Source organism: Paraburkholderia sp. FW306-02-B, from assembly GCF_058782725.1.
In genome coordinates, this window is the sequence record NZ_JBYSXZ010000001.1 from 355,392 (window position 1) to 376,396 (window position 21,005).

Annotated in this window: 18 protein-coding genes and 1 pseudogene; 5 read left to right on the plus strand and 14 right to left on the minus strand. The window is 63.5% G+C overall.

Going from position 1 to position 21,005, the window contains the following annotated elements:
- Window positions 1-192 precede the first annotated feature (192 nt).
- Window positions 193-597 carry a MerR family transcriptional regulator gene (locus AC3WOG_RS01530; RefSeq protein WP_492576328.1) on the minus strand — a complete coding sequence of 135 codons (405 nt, stop codon included), beginning with the start codon at window positions 595-597 and terminating at the stop codon, window positions 193-195.
- Between the two features lie 191 nt (window positions 598-788).
- Between AC3WOG_RS01530 and AC3WOG_RS01535 the strand changes: the two genes are divergently transcribed.
- On the plus strand, window positions 789-1,859 hold the full coding sequence (locus AC3WOG_RS01535) for an MBL fold metallo-hydrolase (RefSeq protein ID WP_492576329.1): 1,071 nt from the start codon (window positions 789-791) through the stop codon (window positions 1,857-1,859).
- 84 nt (window positions 1,860-1,943) lie between these two features.
- Here AC3WOG_RS01535 and AC3WOG_RS01540 read toward each other — a convergent pair whose 3' ends face one another.
- The 6 genes from AC3WOG_RS01540 to argS form a co-directional block, all read right to left on the minus strand.
- Window positions 1,944-3,530, minus strand: coding sequence for an ABC transporter substrate-binding protein (locus AC3WOG_RS01540; RefSeq protein ID WP_492576330.1), 1,587 nt, complete (start codon window positions 3,528-3,530; stop codon window positions 1,944-1,946).
- Between the two features lie 305 nt (window positions 3,531-3,835).
- Window positions 3,836-4,654: a helical backbone metal receptor gene (locus AC3WOG_RS01545; protein WP_492576331.1), complete on the minus strand. Its 819-nt coding sequence runs from the start codon at window positions 4,652-4,654 to the stop codon at window positions 3,836-3,838.
- Window positions 4,655-4,657: 3 nt separating this feature from the next.
- Window positions 4,658-5,431, minus strand: a complete 774-nt coding sequence (locus AC3WOG_RS01550) for an SDR family oxidoreductase (RefSeq protein ID WP_492576332.1) — start codon at window positions 5,429-5,431, stop codon at window positions 4,658-4,660.
- A gap of 16 nt (window positions 5,432-5,447) precedes the next feature.
- Window positions 5,448-6,086, minus strand: coding sequence for a thiol:disulfide interchange protein DsbA/DsbL (locus tag AC3WOG_RS01555; protein WP_492576333.1), 639 nt, complete (start codon window positions 6,084-6,086; stop codon window positions 5,448-5,450).
- A 171-nt stretch (window positions 6,087-6,257) separates the two neighbouring features.
- Window positions 6,258-7,070: an SPOR domain-containing protein gene (locus AC3WOG_RS01560; RefSeq protein ID WP_492576334.1), complete on the minus strand. Its 813-nt coding sequence runs from the start codon at window positions 7,068-7,070 to the stop codon at window positions 6,258-6,260.
- 71 nt (window positions 7,071-7,141) lie between these two features.
- Window positions 7,142-8,932, minus strand: coding sequence for an arginine--tRNA ligase (gene argS / locus AC3WOG_RS01565; RefSeq protein WP_492576335.1), 1,791 nt, complete (start codon window positions 8,930-8,932; stop codon window positions 7,142-7,144).
- 428 nt (window positions 8,933-9,360) lie between these two features.
- On the opposite strand from argS, the gene AC3WOG_RS01570 reads away from it, so the two are divergent.
- Entirely contained in the window at window positions 9,361-9,687 is a 327-nt protein-coding gene (locus tag AC3WOG_RS01570) for a DUF1840 domain-containing protein (protein ID WP_492576336.1), read from the plus strand.
- Between the two features lie 153 nt (window positions 9,688-9,840).
- Here the strand turns inward: AC3WOG_RS01570 and AC3WOG_RS01575 are convergent, their stop codons facing one another.
- From AC3WOG_RS01575 to AC3WOG_RS01605, 7 genes and pseudogenes are all read right to left on the minus strand, one after another.
- Complete coding sequence (locus AC3WOG_RS01575) at window positions 9,841-10,050, minus strand: acid-shock protein (protein ID WP_341313403.1); 210 nt, start codon at window positions 10,048-10,050, stop codon at window positions 9,841-9,843.
- Between the two features lie 157 nt (window positions 10,051-10,207).
- On the minus strand, window positions 10,208-12,976 hold the full coding sequence (metH, locus tag AC3WOG_RS01580) for a methionine synthase (RefSeq protein WP_492579686.1): 2,769 nt from the start codon (window positions 12,974-12,976) through the stop codon (window positions 10,208-10,210).
- A gap of 56 nt (window positions 12,977-13,032) precedes the next feature.
- Window positions 13,033-14,103 (minus strand): homocysteine S-methyltransferase family protein, encoded by a 1,071-nt coding sequence (locus AC3WOG_RS01585; RefSeq protein ID WP_492576337.1) that lies wholly within the window; start codon window positions 14,101-14,103, stop codon window positions 13,033-13,035.
- 314 nt (window positions 14,104-14,417) lie between these two features.
- On the minus strand, window positions 14,418-14,675 hold the full coding sequence (locus AC3WOG_RS01590; RefSeq protein ID WP_007179533.1) for a BTH_I0359 family protein: 258 nt from the start codon (window positions 14,673-14,675) through the stop codon (window positions 14,418-14,420).
- Window positions 14,676-14,793: 118 nt separating this feature from the next.
- Window positions 14,794-15,090: pseudogene (locus tag AC3WOG_RS01595) on the minus strand (alpha/beta hydrolase); the annotation flags it as partial.
- 16 nt (window positions 15,091-15,106) lie between these two features.
- Window positions 15,107-16,387 carry a DUF3108 domain-containing protein gene (locus tag AC3WOG_RS01600; RefSeq protein ID WP_492576339.1) on the minus strand — a complete coding sequence of 427 codons (1,281 nt, stop codon included), beginning with the start codon at window positions 16,385-16,387 and terminating at the stop codon, window positions 15,107-15,109.
- Window positions 16,388-16,428: 41 nt separating this feature from the next.
- On the minus strand, window positions 16,429-17,328 hold the full coding sequence (locus AC3WOG_RS01605) for an IclR family transcriptional regulator (protein WP_492576340.1): 900 nt from the start codon (window positions 17,326-17,328) through the stop codon (window positions 16,429-16,431).
- A gap of 163 nt (window positions 17,329-17,491) precedes the next feature.
- Here AC3WOG_RS01605 and AC3WOG_RS01610 point away from each other — a divergent pair, with 163 nt between their 5' ends.
- From AC3WOG_RS01610 to AC3WOG_RS01620, 3 genes are all read left to right on the plus strand, one after another.
- Window positions 17,492-18,475 (plus strand): fumarylacetoacetate hydrolase family protein, encoded by a 984-nt coding sequence (locus tag AC3WOG_RS01610; RefSeq protein ID WP_492576341.1) that lies wholly within the window; start codon window positions 17,492-17,494, stop codon window positions 18,473-18,475.
- Between the two features lie 228 nt (window positions 18,476-18,703).
- The gene (locus AC3WOG_RS01615; protein ID WP_492576342.1) at window positions 18,704-19,924 is read left to right on the plus strand and encodes an ABC transporter substrate-binding protein; all 1,221 of its coding nucleotides are present in this window, start codon (window positions 18,704-18,706) and stop codon (window positions 19,922-19,924) included.
- Window positions 19,925-19,982: 58 nt separating this feature from the next.
- Complete coding sequence (locus tag AC3WOG_RS01620; protein WP_492576343.1) at window positions 19,983-20,879, plus strand: enoyl-CoA hydratase/isomerase family protein; 897 nt, start codon at window positions 19,983-19,985, stop codon at window positions 20,877-20,879.
- The last annotated feature ends 126 nt before the right edge of the window (window positions 20,880-21,005 follow it).

Below are 21,005 nucleotides of genomic sequence, written 5' to 3' on the forward strand. Positions count from 1 at the left end.
ATGTCGTGAAGACACCCGGGATTGTATCGCCCGGGTGGGCCTGCGACGCATCGCGCCGCTCGGCTCGCGCCGTCGCGCATCCCGCGCGTTGTCCGGCGTTCGCCGACTTTCAGACTATCTCCGCTCAATGCTGCAGTTTGGCATGCCTTAACCGGCTTAACTTTCGGCAAAAAATATTCGGCTCGTGCCTGCTCATGCAGGCTTGGCCTGGCGTGCGCCGTTTTCGAGTAGTGCACGCGCTTGTGCTTCGTATTGCGCGAGGTCTTCGAGCGTCGCGTTCAGGTCTTCCAGCTGACGTTCGAGTATCTCGCGATGCCGGGCCACCGTTGCGAGGAACGCGTGCAATTGCGGCACGGTGTCGGTCGGCGATTCGTAAACGTCCAGCAGATCGCGGATTTCCGACAGCGTGAAGCCGAGCCGTTTGCCACGCAACGTCAGCTTCAGGCGGGTTCTGTCGCGGCCCGAATAGACGCGCCGCAAGCCGCTCGATCCCTCGCGGCTCGGTGAGAGTAAACCCTGATCTTCATAGAAGCGGATCGCGCGCGGCGTCACGTCGAATTCCCGCGCAAGCTCGGTGATCGTGTATTGCGTATTCATCGGGGCATCCCGTGGCCGGGCAGAAAATCGGATTGAACGATAGAATCGACGTTTACGTTATCGTCAACTTGAGCAGAACGCAACCACGGCGCAACTACGGCACTTGAATGTGCCCCAACCGTGCCGCAACCACGCCGCCCGGCATCGCATACCTCGTCATGCCGGACGGCCGACGGAGGAAGACACTCACAATGAATGCCCTCGAACATCAACTCGACTATCCGTTCAAAGACACCTTGCCCGAACCGGGCCACGCGATGGAAGTCGCGCAAGGAGTGTTCTGGCTGCGCATGCCGCTGCCATTCGCGCTCGACCACATCAACCTCTGGCTGCTACGCGATGAAATCGACGGTCAGCAAGGCTGGACGGTGGTCGATTGCGGCATTACGTCGGACACGATCAAGGAGAACTGGGAGAAAGTGTTCGACTCGGTGCTCGACGGCCTGCCGGTGTTGCGCGTGATCGTCACGCATTGTCATCCGGATCACATCGGCCTCGCGCACTGGATCTGCGCGGGCGGCGACAAGCAGCGCTGGGACGTGCGGCTGTGGATGACGCTTGGCGAATACATGCAGGCCCGCGTGATGGCGGCCGGCGACGGCTCCAATGCGGGCGGCGAGGGCGCGGCGCGCCACTTCGCGCGGCATGGCGTGAACGATGAGGCGTCGCTCGAGAAGCTGCGCAATCGCAAGAGCTACTACGCGAGCCTCGTGCCGGCGATTCCCAGCCAGTATCGGCGGCTGCGCGAAGCGGATGCGGTGAAGATCGGCGGTAAAACGTGGCATGTGGTGACCGGTTATGGCCATGCGCCGGAACACTGCGCGCTGTACTGCGAAGAGACAGGCGTGCTGATTTCCGGCGACATGGTGCTGCCGCGCATTTCGACCAACGTGTCGGTGTTCGACATGGAACCGGAAGGCTCGCCGCTCGCGCTGTACCTCGAATCGCTCGACCGCTATGAAACGATGCCGGAGGACACGCTCGTGCTGCCGTCGCACGGCAAGCCGTTTCGCGGCGTGCGCACGCGCATTACGCAATTGCGCGAGCATCACGACGCGCGTCTGGCCGAAGTGCGCGAGGCGTGTGCGCAGAAGCCGCGGAGCGCGGCGGACATCGTGCCGCTGATGTTCAAGCGCGAACTCGATATTCACCAGATGACGTTTGCGATGGGCGAGGCGTTGGCTCACTTGCATCTGCTGTGGCTCGCGGGTGAATTGAAGCGCACGCATGATGCGGATGGCGTGATCCGGTTTTCGGCGTGATCACGTTCGTCAGTAGATAAAAAAAGCCCGGTGCTTTCGCAACCGGGCTTTTTTTGTGGTGTGGCTGACGCTTAATGCACCGCTTTACTGCACCGCCACCGTCGCAAAGCTTTGCCGTCCAAACGGACTCACGTGATAGCCGCTCACGTTCGTACGCGTGATCGCCGCGGCGGTCGGATAGCCCAGCGGAATCCACAGCGCCTGATCGTGAATGATCTGTTGCGCCTGTTCATACGCCTTCGCGCGTTTGGCTTGATCCGGCGTGGCCTTGCCGTCGGCGATCAGCTTGTCCAGATCCTGATCGCAGAAGCGCGCGAAGTTGATGCCCGACTTCACCGCGTTGCAGCTGAAGAGCGGCGACAGGTAGTTATCCGGATCACCGTTGTCGCCGGCCCAGCCCATGAACAGCGTGTCATGCTGGCCAAGCTTGGCCTGCTTGATCAGCTCGCCCCATTCGATCACCTTCACGTCGGCCTTCACGCCGATCTTCGCGAAGTCGGCTTGCAGCAGTTCGGCGCCGGCCTTCGGATTCGGATTCAGCACGCTGCCGTTCGGACGCACCCAGATCGTCGTTTCGAAGCCGTTCGGATAGCCCGCGTCCGCGAGCAGTTTCTTCGCCTTCGCGGGATCGTACGGCCACGCCTTCACGCCTTTGTCGTAGCTCCACGTGTTCGGCGGATACGGATTGACGGCCGCCGTCGCGGTGTTGTCGAAGATCGCCTTCAGGTACGTCGTGCGGTCGAACGCCATGTTCAGCGCCGCACGGACCTTCTGGTTGTCGAGCGGCTTCTTCTGCGTATTCAGCGCGACGAATGCGGTCATGAAGGCGGGCGTTTGCACGATGGCGAGCGACTTGTCGCTCTTCGCTTCGGCGAGATCCTGCGGTTTCGGCGACAACGCGATCTGGCATTCACCCGCCTTTACCTTCTGCGCGCGCACGGTGGCGTCGGGCGTGATTGCATAGATCAGGCGGTCGATCTTCGGCTTCGGACCCCAGTAGGCCGGATTCACGTCGTAGCGGATCACCGCGTCTTTCGTGTAGCTCTTCAGCTCGAACGGACCCGTGCCGACCGGCTTCGCGTTCAGGTCGGCCTGCTTGCCGGCCTTGAGCAACTGGTCGGCGTATTCGGCGGAATAAATCGACGCAAAACCCATCGTCAGGATCGACACGAAGGTTGCGTCCGGCGCGTTCAGTTCGAACTTGACGGTGTTGTCGTCGATCTTGCTGATGGCCTTGATCAGCTTCGGCAGACCCATCGATTGCGCATGCGGGAAGCCGCTCGCGCCCGCCACCTTGTGCCACGGATTGCTGTCGTTCAGCATGCGGTCGAACGTGAAGACGACGTCGTCGGCGTTCAGTGCGCGGGTGGGTTTGAAATAGTCGGTGGTCTGGAACTGCACGTTCGGGCGCAGGTGGAACGTGTAGCCGAGGCCGTCGGCGCTCACGTCCCATTTGTCGGCGAGCGCCGGCACCACTTTCTTCGCGGCCTCGTCGTACGAGACCAGCGAATTGAAGATTACGTCGGCCGACGCATTGGTCGTCACTAGCGAGTTGAACTGCACGACATCGAAGCCATCCGGGCTCGACTCGGTACAGACGGTCAGCGGTTTGGCGAGCACGAGCGCGGGCGCCGTGAACAGTACGGCGGCTGCGAGCAGTTTGAAGCGCATAGGATCTCCCATAACGAGCGCAGTCAGGCAGTGCGTCTGGTTGTGTGGTTATGTTCCGGTGACGGGCGACGGGCAGCCGGCAACCGGTGGCCGTCGTCTTTATTGTGATACGTTTCCGGCGCTGGCGCATGGTTTGGGTGCTGCAATACCGGCCAATCCCCGCGCGCCTCGGCCTTCGCGAAAGCTTATCGAAGGGTGGTTGCGGCGACAACAACTTAATCCGCATATCCATATGGACTTAGGGTACGGGTGCTCAGCGCGGCCGTGCCATGCCGCCGCTCGGTGCGCGCCCTCAATGCCGCACCTCATGCCGCAGCGGCGCGGCGCAGCAGATAGCCGATGCCGTCGATCGCGCGCACGCCGTACCACGACACCAGCTCGCCATCGATCAACTCGATGCGCTTGCCGGCCAGCCGCGGATCGCGTTTCAGCGTGTCGCAATGGGCCTGCGTGAAGCGATACGGCTCGCTGGAAAGCAGTATGCGGTCGACCTCGGCAAGCCACGGCGCACGGTCGAAGTCGAGTGTGGGGTAGCGCGCGGCGCCTGCCGCTCCGCCGTACACGTCAGGCAGGGTCCGCCAGTTCACGAGCCGCAGCATCGCGGCGATGTAGGTGTCGCGCGCGACTGTCATCCATGGTTCGCGCCAGATCAGATACAGCACGTTCTGAGCGGGGAACGCATGCGCCGCGGCTTCGCGCAGGCGCGCTTCGAGCGCCGCGCTCAAGCGCCGGGCTTCCTGCTCGCGCTCGAAGATCGCGCCGAACAGCGTGTACAGCGAGAGATTGTCTTGCGGCGTCTGCGGATGGGTGACGACGATATGCGGCACGAACGCGCGCAACTGATCGACGGTATCGCGCTCGTTTTCGTCGATATTGACGATCAGATGGGTGGGACGCAACGCGCGAATCGCGTCGATATTCACGGCCTTGGTGCCGCCGACTTTGCGCACCCGCCGCACCTTGTCGTGCGGATGCACGCAAAAGCCGGTGCGCCCGACGATCTGCCTGTCGAGCCCCAGCGCGAACAGCAATTCGGTGATGCTCGGCACCAGCGAGACGATGCGCGCGTCGGCACTGGCCAATTCGTGCGCGACGCCGGCTGCATCGAGCGCACGCGGCTGCATGTTTTACTTGGTGACGGCGCGGGGCTTGCGCGGCGCGCGTTCAAAGACGCGGTCGTAGAGCCAGTGCGGCAGTACGTGCAGCAGCATGGCCCCGATGCGCATCTGCCACGGGAACACCGCGAAGGCGGTTTGCCGTTCGATTGCCTGCGCGACCTTGACCGCGAAGCGGTCGGCATCCATTAGAAACGGCATGGCGTACGGGTTATGCTCGGTCATCGGTGTGCGGATATAGCCGGGCGCGATGGTGACCACGCCGACGCCCAACGGCCGCATTTCGACACGCAACGCCTCGAGATACTTGAGCGCCGCCGACTTCGACGCGCTGTACGCGCCGGACCCCGGCAAGCCGCGCACGCCGGCCACGCTGGCGATACCGACCAGCGTGCCTTTCTTCGCGGCGACCATCGCAGCGGCGAACGGCTCGAAGGTGGCGACCATGCCGAAGTAATTGACGTCCATCACTTCGCGGAAGGTGCGCAGATCGCCGTGGCCGGTGACCGCGCCGCGGCTGATGCCGGCATTGGCGATCACGACGTCCGGCAAACCGTGCTGCGCGATGAACTGTTCAGCCGCTTCGGCGAGCGCCTCGGCGTCGCGGACGTCGACGGAATAGGTGGAGACGGCGTTTTGCGGATGGGACTGCTTGAAGGCGGCGAGTGCGTCGCCGCGACGGGCAACGAGGCCGAGAATCGCGCCGCGCCGCGCATATTCGGCGGCGAGCGCGAGGCCGATGCCACTCGATGCGCCGGTAATGAAAACCTTCAGAGGGGAGCTCATTCCGGCGCCTTTGACGTTACATCTTCTTGGAGCGGACTTGCTGCACCAGGTAGTCGAGCACCTGGATCGTGCCCGGCAGGCTGTTGGTCGCGGCCGGACCGGTTTCATACTTGCCTTGCACAGCCAGGGTCGGTACGCCGTCGATCTTGTAGTCTTCCATCAGCTTCTTGTCTTTTTGCAGCGCGCTTTGCGTCGAGAACGAGTTGTACGCGTCCATGAACTTCTTCGAATCGACGCCGTTCTTCGCGAGGAATTTGGCCTGATCTTCCGGCGTCAGAAGGTAGTTCTTGTTGACGTGGATTTCGTTGAAGATCTTCGGCGTGAGCTGTTGCGCGAGGCCGAGTGCGTCGACAGCGTGGTACAGCTTCGAGTGCGGAATGAAGTCGTCGCGGAAGGCGACCGGCACGCGCTTGAACACGACGTCCGGACCTTGCTTCTTGACCCAGGCTTCCAGGTACGGGTCGAATTCGTTGCAGTGCGGGCAGCCGTACCAGAAGAATTCGGTGACTTCGATCTTGCCGGCCGGCGCATCGGTGGTCTGCGGCGCCGACAGCACGGTGAAGTCTTTGCCGGACACCGGAGCGGTCGGCGATGCGTGCGCTGTGGCGGCGACGAGGCCCAGCGAGAGGAACAGAATGCTCAGCAGTTTTTTCATGTCGTGTTGACCCAGGTAGGCGGTAAAGCGATGGCGCCACGCAAATGCCCGCCACTGCTTTCAAATTCGGCGTTAGACGTATCAGTCGTCTGTTGTGCTTGTGACTCGCGCCGCGCGCCGATAGTTCGGCGGCAGCGCGGTACAGCTAATCACGGTTTGATTATTGTTTGCTCATTGTTTCGTAAAGCGGATCACGGCGGTGTCCACACCCGCGTCAGACAGGCGCTGGCGGCTCGAATTCATGTCTTCGAACTTCGAGAACGGCCCGATGCGCACGCGGTAGTACGTGACGCCGCCCGCATCGCGCTGCGTGACCTTCGATTCGAAGCCCTGGAAGGCGAGGCGCGCGCGCTGCTGCTCGGCATCGGCCGCGGTCTTGTAAGCACCCACTTGCAGGAAGTAGCCGGTATTGGCATCGCCAGGCGCGGGCGCCCCATTCGAACCCGGTTTGACGTTGGCAACCGTCGTGGACGACGAGCCCTTCGGTGCCGACGTAGCCGCGGTGGCGGGCGGCGCGCTGCTGACTTGCGGCTTTTTCGCCGGCGCGGCGGTGCCGTTTTCCTGCGCGGGCTTCGGCGCGACCGCGGTGCCGTTCGCATTGCCGTTTGCACTACCGTTCGACGGCGGCACCTCGACGATCTGCGGTTCTTCCAGCATGCCCGACTGCGTCTGCGAGGTGGTCTGGCCCGGTGCGGTGTTCGGCGGCGCAGGCTGCGCGGATTGCGGCACCGGCTGGCCCGGCGTCTTGCCTTGCAGCGGACGGTTCGGATCGTATTGCGGCTGGCTTGCGCCGGAATCGGACGCCGCGGGCGGCGCTACCTTCGAGACGAACGGCGTGGGCGCACGGGTGATATACAGCGCCACCACTACCGCGATCGCAAGGCCGACGATCAGGCCCAGCACGATGCCGAGAAAAGTGCCCCCGGTTTGTTTCGATTGCTTTGTTGTGCGGCGTGGTTTTGCCATCGTATAAATCACCTGCAAAAAGAATCCTGGAACGGCCGTCGATTATAACGACGGCCGCGTGCGAATCGTGTCGGTACGCGCCGGAGGACTTACATCTTGACGGGAGCGGAGACGCCGATCGTTGCAAGACCGTTGGCCAGCACCTGGCGCGTGGCCGCGAGCAGTGCGACGCGTGCATTGCGTTCGGCTGCATCGTCGACCAGCACGCGCTCGGCTTTGTCATTGTAGAACGAGTGGAATTCCCCGGCGAGATCGCGCAAGTAGAACGCGACCGCGTGCGGCGCGAGTTCGTCGGCGGCATGCTGCAGCATGTCCGGGAATTCGGCGAGCTTGTTCAGCAAGGCCATGGCGCGTTCGCTGGTGAGCGGCGACACGTCCACCCCGGCCAGCGTGCTCTCGTCGGTGTTGTAGCGCACCTTGCACTCGGCGATGACCGAGCAGATCCGCGCATGCGCATACTGCACGTAATGCACCGGATTTTCGTCGTTCTGCTTCAGCGCGAGGTCGATGTCGAACACGAATTCGGTGTCGGCCTTGCGCGAGATCAGGAAGAAGCGCACGGCGTCGCGGCCGCGGCGAATGGTCTCTTCGTCGATCAGATCGACGGCGGCTTCCGAGCCCGGCGTCGCGCCGCCCGACCATTCGATCAGGTCGCGCACCGTCACATAGCTGCCGGCGCGCTTCGAGATCTTCACTTCTTCGCCGTTGCGCATCACCGTGACCATCTTGTGCAGGATGTAGTCCGGATAGCCCTTCGGAATGCCGATGCCGAGGCCTTGCAGGCCGGCGCGCACGCGCGCGATCGTGCCGTGGTGGTCCGAGCCCTGGATGTTGATGACCTTGGTGAAGCCGCGTTCCCACTTGGCGACGTGATAGGCGACGTCCGGCACGAAGTACGTGTAGGTGCCGTCGGTCTTGCGCATCACGCGGTCTTTGTCGTCGCCGTCGTCGGTGGTGCGCAGCCATAGCGCGCCTTCCTGTTCATAGGTCTTGCCGGCGGCGATCAGCGCCTCGACCGTCTTCTCGACGCGGCCTTCCTTGTACAGCGAAGACTCCAGATAGTACTGGTCGAACTTCACGCCGAACGCCTGCAAGTCCATGTCCTGCTCGCGGCGCAGGTACGCGACCGCAAAGCGGCGGATCGCGTCCAGGTCTTCGATGTCGCGAGCGCCCGTGACCGGCTCGCCGTCGCTCGCGGCAACCGTGACGCCGTTCAGATAGTCTTGCGCGATCTCGGCGATGTACTCGCCGTTGTACGCCGATGCCGGCCAGCCGGCGTCGCCGGGAGCGAGGCCGCGGGCGCGCGCCTGGGTCGACACGGCGAGCGTGTGGATCTGCACGCCGGCGTCGTTGTAATAGAACTCGCGGTGCACGTCATAGCCTTGCGAGGCCAGCACGTTCGAAAGCGCATCGCCGAGCGCCGCCTGACGGCCATGGCCGACGTGCAGCGGGCCGGTCGGGTTGGCCGACACGAATTCGATCAGCACATGCTTGCCGGCGTCGCGCTGCGACCGGCCGAACGCGTTCTTTTCGGCGAATACGGCGGCGATCACCGCCTGCTTGGCGGCGGCCGCGAGGCGCAGGTTGATGAAGCCGGGGCCGGCCACTTCGGCGGCTTCCACGAGCCCCTTGGCTTGCGGCTGCGCGAGCAGCGCGTCGACGATCTGTTGGGCCAGCTGGCGCGGGTTGGCGCGCAGCGGCTTGGCGAGTTGCATCGCCACGTTGCAGGCGACGTCGCCGTGCGCGGCGACTTTGGGTCGCTCCAACGTGATCGCGGGCGCAACGAACGTGGCTTCGCTTGCGTCCTGGGACGCTTGCGCTACTTGCTTCACCGTGTCGGCGAGCAGTGTTTCGAGGGTATGTTTATGTGCAGGCAGCATGCTTGTTGCGAGTCCAGTGAGGCAATCCGGTGATGCGGAAGAGGCGCCGGCCGCCGCGGCAGGCGCAGCCGATTCGTCAAAGGCGTGGAAAGCGGCGACGCGCCCGACAGGATACGTCGGGTAGGCCGGTCGGGCGCGGTATCAGGCACATTACCTGCGCCGCTGCTGGCACGGTGCGCGGCGGCATGCAGCGGCTGCAAGCAGACCGTGGCCAGCAGGCCCAGCCATGCCACCTTCGTCAAGCCGCGCGGCATAGGGCGGCGCGCTTTTCCGTCCAGACGGATTTTAGCAGGTGCTAATATGTTCAATGACATGCCCACTAAGGGCCGTGGCCGCCGTGCCTGATCGGCGAGTCAACGAAACGCGCGCCGGCGGTGGCCGTACAGCCGCTCGCGCGTCGATCCAACATAACGAAAAAGGGAACAGTCATGCTGATTACTTTCAAATGTCGCGCTGCTCCGGACGTGGTGATGCTGGAGAATCTCGCTCAGTACCTCGTCGGCATCGTCGGCAAGCGACTGGGTGAGCGTGGCGTCATTACCCACGACGAACTGGGTATTGCGATCACGAAACTCGAATCGGCCATCAGTACCGACAAGCAGGAGCGCGCCGAGCACGACGGACATTTTCACGAAGGCGAAGAAGGCCACGAGCCTCATGAGATTCCGCCGGGACTCGCGCAGCGCGCGTATCCGTTTCTCGACATGCTGCGTGCGGCGCAGAAGGAAAACGCGGATATCGTCTGGGGCCTCTGAGTCCGGGCCTGCCCGCCGGTCGCGGCGTGCGGCACGCCTCACGCCGCAGACCCTGATGTGCCGATAAATTATGTGTCAAGACAAAGAGCCCGCTTCGTGCGGGCTCTTTGCTTTTCACAGGCCTGAACGAGCGGGCTGTTCGCGCTGTGCTGATTACTGGCTGGCGGCGTCCGCCGGTGCGGCCATAGGCGCCGACGCACCCTTCTTCATTTTCTGTTTCTTGGGTTTCTTGACGTGCTTCTCTGTGGGTGGTGAATACGAACTGACCGCGCTGGAGCCGTTCGGAGCGGCGGGTTGAGCCAGCGCCACAGAAGCGCCTGCGGCAAGCGAAACAGCAGTCAATAACAGCGTCAGCTTCTTCATACGATTTTCTCCGTTGACGATTGCAATTAGATCAGCCGACGCGTTTTGGCTGCGTCTGGCGGGGTAAAGCTATTTCAGTCTACAAAGCCGAAAATTACACTGCCGCAAATATTCAGCCTTTCACGCCCGATATAGTGGGTTTCCCGCCACGCAAGGCTTACAGCAATGGCGCCAGCGCCCGTTCGGCGTCCGTTTTCGACAGCGACATGCGTTTTGCGTAGTCTTCCAACTGATCCTGGCCGATCTTGCCGACCGAGAAATAGGTGCTGTCCGGGTGCGCCAGATAGAAGCCGGAGACGCTCGCCGCCGGCAGCATCGCCAGCGATTCGGTCACACTCATGCCGATTTCGGTGGCCTGCAGCACGTCGAACATGTCGCGCTTGACCAGGTGGTCCGGGCAGGCCGGGTAGCCTGGCGCCGGGCGGATGCCGGCGTACTTTTCGGCGATCAGGTCGTCGTTGGAGAGGGTTTCGGTGTTCGCGTAGCCCCACAGGTCGCGCCGCACGCGGGCGTGCATCGCTTCGGCGAAGGCCTCGGCGAAGCGGTCGGCGAGCGCCTTCAGCATGATCGCGCTGTAGTCGTCGTGATCTTTCTCGAACTGCTTTTCCTTCACGTCGACGCCCAGACCCGCCGTGACCGCGAACATGCCGATGTAGTCGGCCACGCCCGAATCCTTCGGCGCGATGAAGTCGGCGAGCGACCGGTTCGGCCGCATCACGCCGTCCACCACTGGCCGCACGCTTTGCTGGCGCAGGTTGCGCCATGTCAGTGCGACTTCAGAGCGGGATTCGTCGGTATAGATTTCGATGTCGTCGTCGTTCACCGTGTTGGCCGGCAACAGCGCGATCACGCCGTTAGCCTGCAGCCAGCGGCCCTGGATCAGGCGCGCGAGCATCGACTTGCCGTCGGAAAACACGCGCCGCGCCGATTCGCCGACGATCTCGTCGTTCAGGATCGCCGGATAGGGACCGGCCAGATCCCAGGTCTGGAAGAACGGACCCCAGTCGATGTAGTTCGCCAGTTCGTTCAGATCGAAGTTCCTGAACACGCGGCGGCCGATGAACTTCGGCTTGACCGGCTGGTAGCTCGCCCAATCGACCTTGGTCTTGTTCGCCCGGGCTTCGGCGAGCGTGACCATCGGCTGGGCTTTCTTGTTCGCGTGCTGATCGCGGATGCGGTCGTAGTCGGCTTTCAGGTCGTCCACGTACCTGGCCGCGCCTTCGTCGGACAGCAGGCTCGACGCCACGGAGACCGAGCGCGACGCGTCGGGCACGTACACCACCGGGCCTTCGTAGTGCGGCGCGATCTTCACTGCGGTGTGCACGCGCGAGGTGGTCGCGCCGCCGATCAGCAGCGGAATCTTCTTGATACGGAAGTAGTCGTCGCGCTGCATTTCCGACGCGACGTAGGCCATCTCTTCCAGGCTAGGCGTAATCAGACCGGACAAGCCGATGATGTCCGCGCCTTCGACCTTCGCCTTCGCGAGAATGTCGTTACACGAGACCATCACGCCCATGTTGACCACTTCGAAGTTATTGCACTGAAGCACCACCGACACGATGTTCTTGCCGATGTCGTGCACGTCGCCCTTCACCGTGGCGATGACGATCTTGCCCTTCGCGCGCACGTCGGCGCCGGCTTCGGCGAGCAGCTTCTTTTCTTCTTCGATGTACGGGATCAGATGCGCGACCGCCTGCTTCATCACGCGGGCCGACTTCACGACCTGCGGCAGGAACATCTTGCCCTGACCGAACAGGTCGCCGACGATATTCATGCCGTCCATCAGCGGACCTTCGATCACGTTGATCGGACGGCCGCCGGCCGCGGCGATCGTCGCGCGCACTTCCTCCGTGTCTTCAACGATGAAGTTCGTAATGCCGTGCACCAGCGCATGCGACAGGCGCTTCTCGACCGGCTGGTTGCGCCACTCGAGGTTCTCTTCCTTCTTCGCGGCGCCGGTCTTGAACTTGTCGGCGATTTCCAGCAGACGGTCGGTGCCATCCTCGCGGCGATTCAACACCACGTCTTCGACGCGCTCGCGCAGTTCGGGATCGAGATCGGCATACACGCCGAGCTGGCCAGCGTTGACGATGCCCATGTCCATCCCCGCCTGGATCGCGTGATAGAGAAACACGGTGTGAATCGCTTCGCGCACCGGATCGTTGCCGCGGAACGAGAACGACACGTTCGACACGCCGCCGCTGATCTTCGCGTACGGCAGGTTTTCCTTGATCCAGCGCGTCGCGTTGATGAAGTCGACGGCGTAGTTGTTGTGTTCTTCGATACCGGTCGCAATGGCGAAGATGTTCGGATCGAAAATGATGTCTTCCGGCGGGAAGCCGACTTCGTTCACGAGGAAATCGTACGAGCGCTTGCAGATCTGCGTCTTGCGTTCGAACGTGTCGGCCTGGCCTTGTTCGTCGAACGCCATCACCACAGCTGCCGCGCCGTAGCGGCGAATCAGGTTCGCGTGATGACGGAACGCCTCTTCGCCTTCCTTCAGCGAGATCGAGTTGACGATCGCCTTGCCTTGCACGCACTTCAGGCCCGCTTCGATCACTTCCCACTTCGACGAGTCGATCATGATCGGCACGCGCGCGATGTCCGGCTCCGATGCGATCAGATTCATGAAGCGCACCATTGCCGCTTTCGAATCGAGCATCGCCTCGTCCATGTTGACGTCGATGACCTGCGCGCCGTTCTCGACCTGCTGGCGCGCGACGGCGAGCGCCTCGTCGAACTGGTTGTTCAGGATCATTCGCGCGAACGCCTTCGAGCCGGTCACGTTGGTGCGTTCACCGACGTTGATGAAGAGCGTCCCGGACGTGACGTTGAATGGCTCGAGGCCGGAAAGGCGCATGGTGTGATCGGTCATGGCATGTGTGCGGTTCGATTGCGTGCGGGATTGCGTGCGATTAGGTGCGATTAGGTGCGTCTGTTTCGTTAGCGGAAGAGCGGCGGATCAGGGTAGAGCCGCCGGACTCAGGCTGCGTCGCGATACTGAGTCGGCCATTGGCGTGGCTTGACGTCGGCCAGCGCCTTGGCAATCGCCGCAATATGCTCCGGCGTCGTACCGCAGCAGCCACCGGCGATATTCACGAGACCTGCCTGTGCGAACTCCTTCAGCAATCCCGACGTATCCGCCGGCAATTCGTCGAAGCCCGTATCGCTCATCGGATTCGGCAAACCGGCGTTCGGGTAGCACGACACGTAGGTGTCGCACAGCTTCGCCAGTTCGGCGATGTATGGACGCATCAACGCCGCGCCCAACGCGCAGTTCAGGCCGAACGTGAGCGGCTTGGCGTGACGCAGCGAATTCCAGAACGCTTCGACAGTCTGCCCCGACAGAATGCGGCCCGATGCGTCCGTGACGGTGCCCGAGATCATGATCGGCAGACGCTCGCCGGTGTCTTCGAAGAGTTCATCCAGCGCGAACAGCGCGGCTTTCGCATTGAGCGTGTCGAAGATCGTTTCGACGAGAAACAGATCGGCGCCGCCGTCGAGCAGCGCTTTCGCCTGTTCGTAGTACGCCGCGCGCAGTTCGTCGAAAGTCACGTTGCGCGCGCCCGGATCGTTCACATCAGGAGAAATGCTCGCCGTTTTCGGCGTCGGTCCAATCGCGCCGGCGACAAAGCGTGGCTTGTCCGGCGTCGAATACTTGTCGCAGGCGGTGCGCGCCAGCTTCGCCGATTCGAGGTTCATTTCGATCGCGAGGTCTTCCATCCCGTAGTCGGCCTGCGCGACCGTGGTGGCGCCGAAGGTATTGGTCTCGATGATGTCCGCGCCCGCCGCGAGATATTGCGCGTGGATCTCGCCGATGATCTGCGGCTGCGTGATCGACAGCAACTCGTTGTTGCCCTTGATGTCGCGGCCGTAGTCCTTGAAGCGTTCGCCGCGGTAGCGCGCTTCGTCGAGCTTGTAGCGCTGGATCATTGTGCCCATCGCGCCGTCCAGGATCAGGATGCGCGACTTGAGCAGCGCGGGCAGCGCCGTGCCGCGCGTATAGGCGGCGTCAGGACGGATTGGCGTGGCGGTTTGAGCAGGCTGGTTCATGGCGGACGTGGGCTTGCGCCGGCTTTTTCGGGAAACCTGTCATTGTAGCCGCTACGGGGCGGTTCCGCCGGGCGCGGGCGGTGCAACCGCACTGGGTGCGGCGGGTTCGTCTGCCTGGCAACGAAAACGCGCCAGAACGCACGAACAGGCCCGACAACACAGGGAAACGAAACAATACGAGGCAAGAAAACGGCCCAGCGAGGCAAAAGCCTGCTGGGCCGTTCTATCGAAGCTGACCGCCTTGTTAAGGCCGCCGGGTGGGCCGGACGGCGCGGTCGATGTATGTCGCCAAACCGTTACGCCAAACCTCGAGGTTAGTGAAGAATCACCGGTTGATGCATCAGACTGTCGAACTGGCCGAGGAATTCGTCTACTTCGTCCAGCGACGGCTCCTCTTCGATCAGTTTTTGCACGTGCTCGCGAAAGCGCGCCGCCATTGCACCGTCAATGTAGATTTCGCGCTGCATGTTCTTGTCGACGATCTCGTAGCCACCGGACTTCATGGCCAGCGGACCTTCCTGCGGCGGAAACTCGACGACACAATAGTTGGGGCTGTTGTAGATCATTTGCATGGCGACACTCCTTATTTCCGTTGGCTCCTGGCCGTTCCTGCGCCATAAGTGGAGCGTATGGTGTGGAATTCAAGGGGTGGGTCCGGATTGATGCTTGTAAAAGTCCCGAACCTACCGGTTAGACCGGCCTTGCAAAAAACGTTTCAAGCAGTGCAGCAAAACGGTGAGATGGCTCGATCGGCGCAAGATAAGCGGCTTCGAGCCGTTCGAACCGTGCGCCCTCGATGGCGTCTGCTATTGCCCGCGTAGCAGCCGGCGGCGTGCCCGTGTCGTGGCGGCCCGCCACCGCGAGGGTGGGAAGATGCAACGCCCCCAGCTTACTGCGTACATCGAAATCGCGCAGTGCTTCGCACGCGAGAGCGTCGCCTTCTGACAACGTATGCGTGAGCACGTCGCGAATGTGCTCGACCGTTTCAAGACCCTGCAGGGGTTCAGGGCTTGTCGGGCGGATTGCTGGAATCGGTCGAATTGATCGGCGAAGTGGGCGGGGCCTCGGGCGTATCCGCCGGTGCAGCAGATGGCGTGGGGTTTGCCGAATTGTCAGGCGAACCGTTGCCGCTGTTGTCCGTGTTGCCGGCTGAGCCGCCGACGCTCGCAGCATCGAGCTTGCCGCGCCACACCAGTTCGAATTGCGTGCCGTTCGGTTCGGTCTGCATGATTCGCGCAGGCAACCAGCCGAGCGACGGCGCGAGCCACACGTCGATGCGGCGGCGATCGCCGTCGTGGCGGGGCAGCCGTTTGAAATGGCGCGTATCGAGGTAGCCCTGCGCGGTGCGGATGGTCTCATCGCCGATGGTCTCGACCGGCCAGTTCTCACCGCTGTCGCTATCGACGACGAAGAACTGCCGCGTCACGCCAGGCTGATACGCGCCGGGATCGCCGCGCACCAGGCTGGCGAGCTGCATCACCATGCTGAAGCGGTCTTGCGCGCCGTCGGGCAGCGGCAGCGTCGCCGGGGTGCGCGTGAACGCGATCTGTTTGGCGGCGCGATTGAAGATCGACACGTCTTCGGCCCGGCGGCCGCGCTTCTCGACATACTGCTCGGGGGCGAGGCCAAATGCGTCAATGCGGCCGTGGCTCGAATAAACAAATGTGCCGATGAACGGTAGCGGCACGGATACGACCATTTCGTAGCTCTGGGCGTTGCTGGTCCAGTGGATCGTGCCGGGCTGGTTGCGCACGCCGTTGTAAAACGAGTCGTATTGCAGTTCGCCCGAAGGCGGGACGGAGAATTTCACGCCAGGTGGCGCTTGGGGCGCACTGGCGGCGGCGGGCGCGCTGGCCGTGCCGGCTGCGCTTGCATTGGCGCTACTTGCGGCGGCCGATGCGCTCGCCGCAGCCTCCGACGCGGCCTCCGACGCGGCCTTAGGGGAAGCGGGCGCTTCTGTTCCCGGCTGCGTAGCGGTTAGCACATGTTCGCGCGGCTTGCTGGCGGCGGCCTTATGCGCAGGTGCCGCCGGCTGCGGTTGCGGTGCGGCGCCAGCGGGTTTGCGCTCGATGCGCTCGGGCGTCAGCAGCGCGATCTGTACGGGAATATGCTCCTTGTCCGATGCATTCAGCGTGGCGCTGTTGCGCTCGACCCACTGCGCGGCGATCCAGTGCAGGACGGCTACTACCACCAGTACCGCAATCCAGCGCCACGCGCGCGCACCGCGGCGCGCGGCGACGGGCTGCGTGCGGTCGGAGCGGCGTGTGAGGGACGGTGAGGACATCGGCGAGTGAGTTTTGGCAGATAGAAGGTGATCGCAGTGCTTCAGCGCGGCGCCGCACTATACCCCAGCTCATACGACAGCTTTTGCGCACACTCGCGCATCGCCGTATCGATCTCGCCGCCCCAGCTGATATCGAACGCACCTTCATGGCCGAGCGCGATCAGGCCGAGCGCGAGATCGCCGGTCGAGTCGAACACCGGCATGCAGAATGCATGGATAGTCGGCAGCAACATGCCTTCGACGCGTGCCGCTTCGTGTTGGCGCACGTCAGCCAATACCCGTTCGACTTCTTCCCGCGTGCGTGGTCCGCTGGTGTGCGATGAGCGGCGCGAATCGGCCAGCTCGCGCTCCAGCATCGCGGCGGTCTTGCTGGGCGGCAGATAGGCGGCAAACAGCAAGCCGGTGGCGGAACTGAGCAGCGGCATCACGTCGCCGAGCTTGAGCGACGCCTTAGCCGGGTGGCTCGATTCCATCCAGTGAACCATCGTTGGCCCCTGATTGCCCCACACCGCGATGCCTACCGTCAGATCGAGCCGGTCGCGCAGTTCGGCAAGCGCAATGCGCGCCAGCTTCACGCCGTCGACACGCGCGAGCCGCGCGAGTCCCAATTGCAATGCGAAACCGCCCAGCTCGTAGCGGCCCGAAAGCGGATCCTGCGCGACCACGCCGAGACGCAGAAAACTCACCAGATAGCGATGCGCCTTGGCCGGACTCATGCCGGCGCGCTGCGCCAGATCGCGTAGCATCATCGCGCGCGGCTCATGGGTCAGCACGTCGAGCAGCCTGAAACCGACTTCGATCGACTGAATGCCCGAGCGCAGCTTTTCCTCGCCGGCCTCGACGGTTTCGTCGTCGGCGGAATCCGCGGATTCAGCGTGCTCGAGCGGTTCAGCTGGGTCGGCGTCGGTACGGATCGCGCCGGGGCGGGCAATTGGAGGCATGAGCGGGGCGCACGGAGCGCGTTCAAAAGACGGTCGGAAAACGAGCAGAACAGCAGAGCCGCCGCGGCCCGCAAGCGGCGGCCGGGCAGCGGCGCTTGGGCCGCAACGATTCACCATCGTAGAATAGATTCCCTCTATCGTCACTAACACGGCTCATTCCCCTATGAAACTTGCCACGCTGAAGGACGGCACGCGCGACGGCCAACTGATCGTCGTGTCCCGCGACCTGCACACCGCGGCGATCGCCGACGCGATCGCGCCCACGCTGCAGCGCGCGCTCGACGACTGGGCCTTTTATGCGCCGCAACTGCAGGACCTGTACGACTCGCTCAATCAGGGGCGCGCCCGCAACGCCTTCCCGTTCGACGCGAAGGAATGCATGGCGCCGCTGCCGCGCGCATTCCAGTGGGCCGACGGTTCATCGTACGTGAACCATGTCGAACTGGTGCGGCGCGCGCGCGGCGCGGAAATGCCGCCGGAATTCTGGACCGATCCGCTGATGTATCAGGGCGGCAGCGACGACTTCATCGGCCCGAAAGACGACGTGCTGTGCGCATCGGAAGAATTCGGCATCGACTTCGAAGCGGAAGTCGCCGTGATCACCGCCGACGTGCCGATGGGCGCCACGCCCGAGCAGGCGCTCAAAGGCGTGCGCCTGATCACGCTGGTCAACGACGTCTCGTTGCGCAATCTGATCCCTGCCGAACTTGCGAAGGGCTTTGGCTTTTTCCAGAGTAAGCCGGCGAGCTCGTTCGCGCCGGTCGCCGTGACGCCCGACGAACTCGGCGAACATTGGCGCGAAGGCCGCGTGCACCGGCCGATGATCGTCCACTGGAACGGCAAGAAGGTCGGCCAGCCGGACGCCGGCACCGACATGGTGTTCCACTTCGGCCAGTTGATCTCGCACGCGGCGAAAACGCGCAATCTGCGCGCCGGCGCGATCGTCGGGTCGGGCACGGTGTCGAACAAGGACGCGAAGCGCGGCTATTGCTGCATCGCCGAGAAGCGCTGCCTCGAAACCATCGAGCACGGCGCGCCGCAGACCGAGTTCATGAAATACGGCGATACGGTGAAGATCGAGATGTTCGACGAAGCGGGCAAGTCGATTTTCGGTGCGATCGACCAGGGCATCGCACCGCTGGATTGACGCACCGGATTTGTGCGGAATGCGGTGTCGGGCCGCCATCCGCGCAAGGTTCTCCGCACACGAAAGGGTTTCGCCCGATGCCGCCGCAAGAGCGCGCCGCTACACTGACTGGCGCGGCGGCGGCCCGGCGGTAGCTGGCCGCCGGTCCATTGCAGGACAGAAGCGGAGCAGCAGATAAGCAGCGCATCGGCAGTACGTCAAAACGAAAAACCAACGGGAGGATGCAGCATGCCGCGATTTGAGTCGACTGAGCCGGCGACCCGGCGTGCTCGCGCATCGAGCTTGCATGCAACGAAACCGCGGCATCGGCTCGCCCGTCTTGCGGCCGTGCTGGGCGCGGCGTTGCCGGGCATCGCACTCGCGCAGGTGAAGATCGGCCTCGTGCTGTCGCTGACCGGGCCGGCTGCTTCGCTCGGCATTCCCGCGCGCGACACCGCCACACTGCTGCCCAAACAGCTCGGCGGTCAGAAAGTCGAATACATCGTGCTCGACGATGCGTCCGACACCACCCAGGCCGTGCAGGACACCAAGAAGCTGATTTCCGAAGATCACGTCGACGTGATCATCGGTTCGTCGATCACGCCGAATTCGCTGGCTATGATCGACGTGGTCGCTGACGGCGAAACGCCGATGATCTCGCTGGCGTCGTCGGCGAAAATCATCGACCCGGTCGATGCGAAACGCCACTGGGTATTCAAGACTCCGCAAACCGACGCGATGATGGCTTCGGCGATTGCCGAACATGCCAGCGCGCACGGCGTCAAAACGATCGCATTCATCGGCCAGGCCGACGCGCTCGGCGAGACGTTCTACACCGAGGTCGCGAAATTCGCGCAACTGCACCACGTCAACGTGGTGGCGAGCGAGCGTTTCAATCGCACCGATCCGAGCGTCACCGGTCAGGTCCTCAAGATCCTCGCGGCCAAACCCGATGCAGTGGTGGTGGGCGCGGCCGGCACGCCCGCCGCGTTGCCGCCGAAGACGCTCAGGGAGCGCGGCTTCAAAGGACTGATTTATCACAATCACGGAGTCGGCAATAACGACTTCCTGCGCGTGTGCGGCGCCGATTGCAACGGCACTTTCCTGCCCGCCAGCCCGGTGCTGGTCGCCGCGCAATTGCCGACGGACCATCCGGCCAAGCGCCTCGCGCTCGATTACATCGCGCGCTTCGAGGCACTGCGCGGGGCGGGCAGCGTGTCGGCGTTCGGCTCGTATACGTGGGACGCGGGCATGCTGCTCGGCAACGCGGTGCCGATCGCCCTGACACAGGCCGCGCCCGGCACGGCGGAATTTCGCCGCGCGCTGCGCGATGCGCTCGAAGCCACGCGCGCGCTCGCGAACACCAACGGCGTGGTCAACATGAGCGCAACCGATCACCTCGGGCTCGATCAGCGGGCGCGCGTCATGGTCGAGATTCTGAATGCCAAGTGGGTTTATCAGCCGCGCTGACGTTGCGCCTAACGAGCGCGGCTTTTTAACAGACATACCGATAGACGGATTGCTCACCATGTCTCAAGCACCACACAGCAACGATCCTTTTTACGCGCACTACAGGTCGCTGCAATTGCATCGCCATCCGCACGGCGTGCTCGAGGTCGTGATGAGCGGCGAGGGCGCGAACAAGAGCGGGCTCGCGACGGCCAACGCGCGCATGCACTTCGAACTCGCCGAAATCTGGCGCGATATCGATCGGGACCCCGACACGCGCGTCGCGATCATTCGCGGCGAGGGCAAAGGCTTTTCGGCGGGTGGCGACCTGCAACTGGTCGAAGACATGGCGACCGATTTCGAGGTGCGCGCGCGGGTCTGGCGCGAGGCGCGGGATCTTGTCTACAACGTGATCAATTGCAGCAAGCCGATTGTGTCGGCGATGCATGGACCGGCGGTTGGCGCTGGGCTCGTGGCCGGCCTGCTCGCCGATATTTCGATCGCGACAAAGACGGCGCGCATCATCGACGGTCATACGCGGTTGGGCGTCGCCGCCGGCGATCACGCGGCAATCGTCTGGCCGTTGTTGTGCGGCATGGCGAAGGCGAAGTATTACCTGCTGCTGTGCGAGCCGGTGAGCGGCGAAGAGGCGGAGCGAATCGGGCTGGTGTCGCTGGCCGTCGACGAAAACGAACTGCGGCCGAAGGCATTCGAAGTCGCGCAGAAACTGGCCAGCGGTTCGCAAACGGCGATTCGCTGGACCAAGTACGCGTTGAACAACTGGCTGCGCTCGGCAGGGCCGGCGTTCGATACGTCGCTGGCGTTGGAATTCATGGGCTTTGCCGGGCCGGATGTGCGTGAAGGGGTGAGCTCGCTGCGTGAGCGGCGCGCGCCGGATTTCGGCGGCGCGGATCCGTGGAGCGGGCATTCGCCACAGGCGCCGCGCGGCGGCACATCGGGCGGTGAGCGCTCCTGATGCAGGATGTCGGCTCGTATCGCATGAAGTCAGGCCAGTCAGCACGCGAGGTACTGCGTGGAACGGGCCGAACAATAGGCTGGACAACGGGCCAAAACCGGCCAAAACCGGCCAAAACCGGCCAAA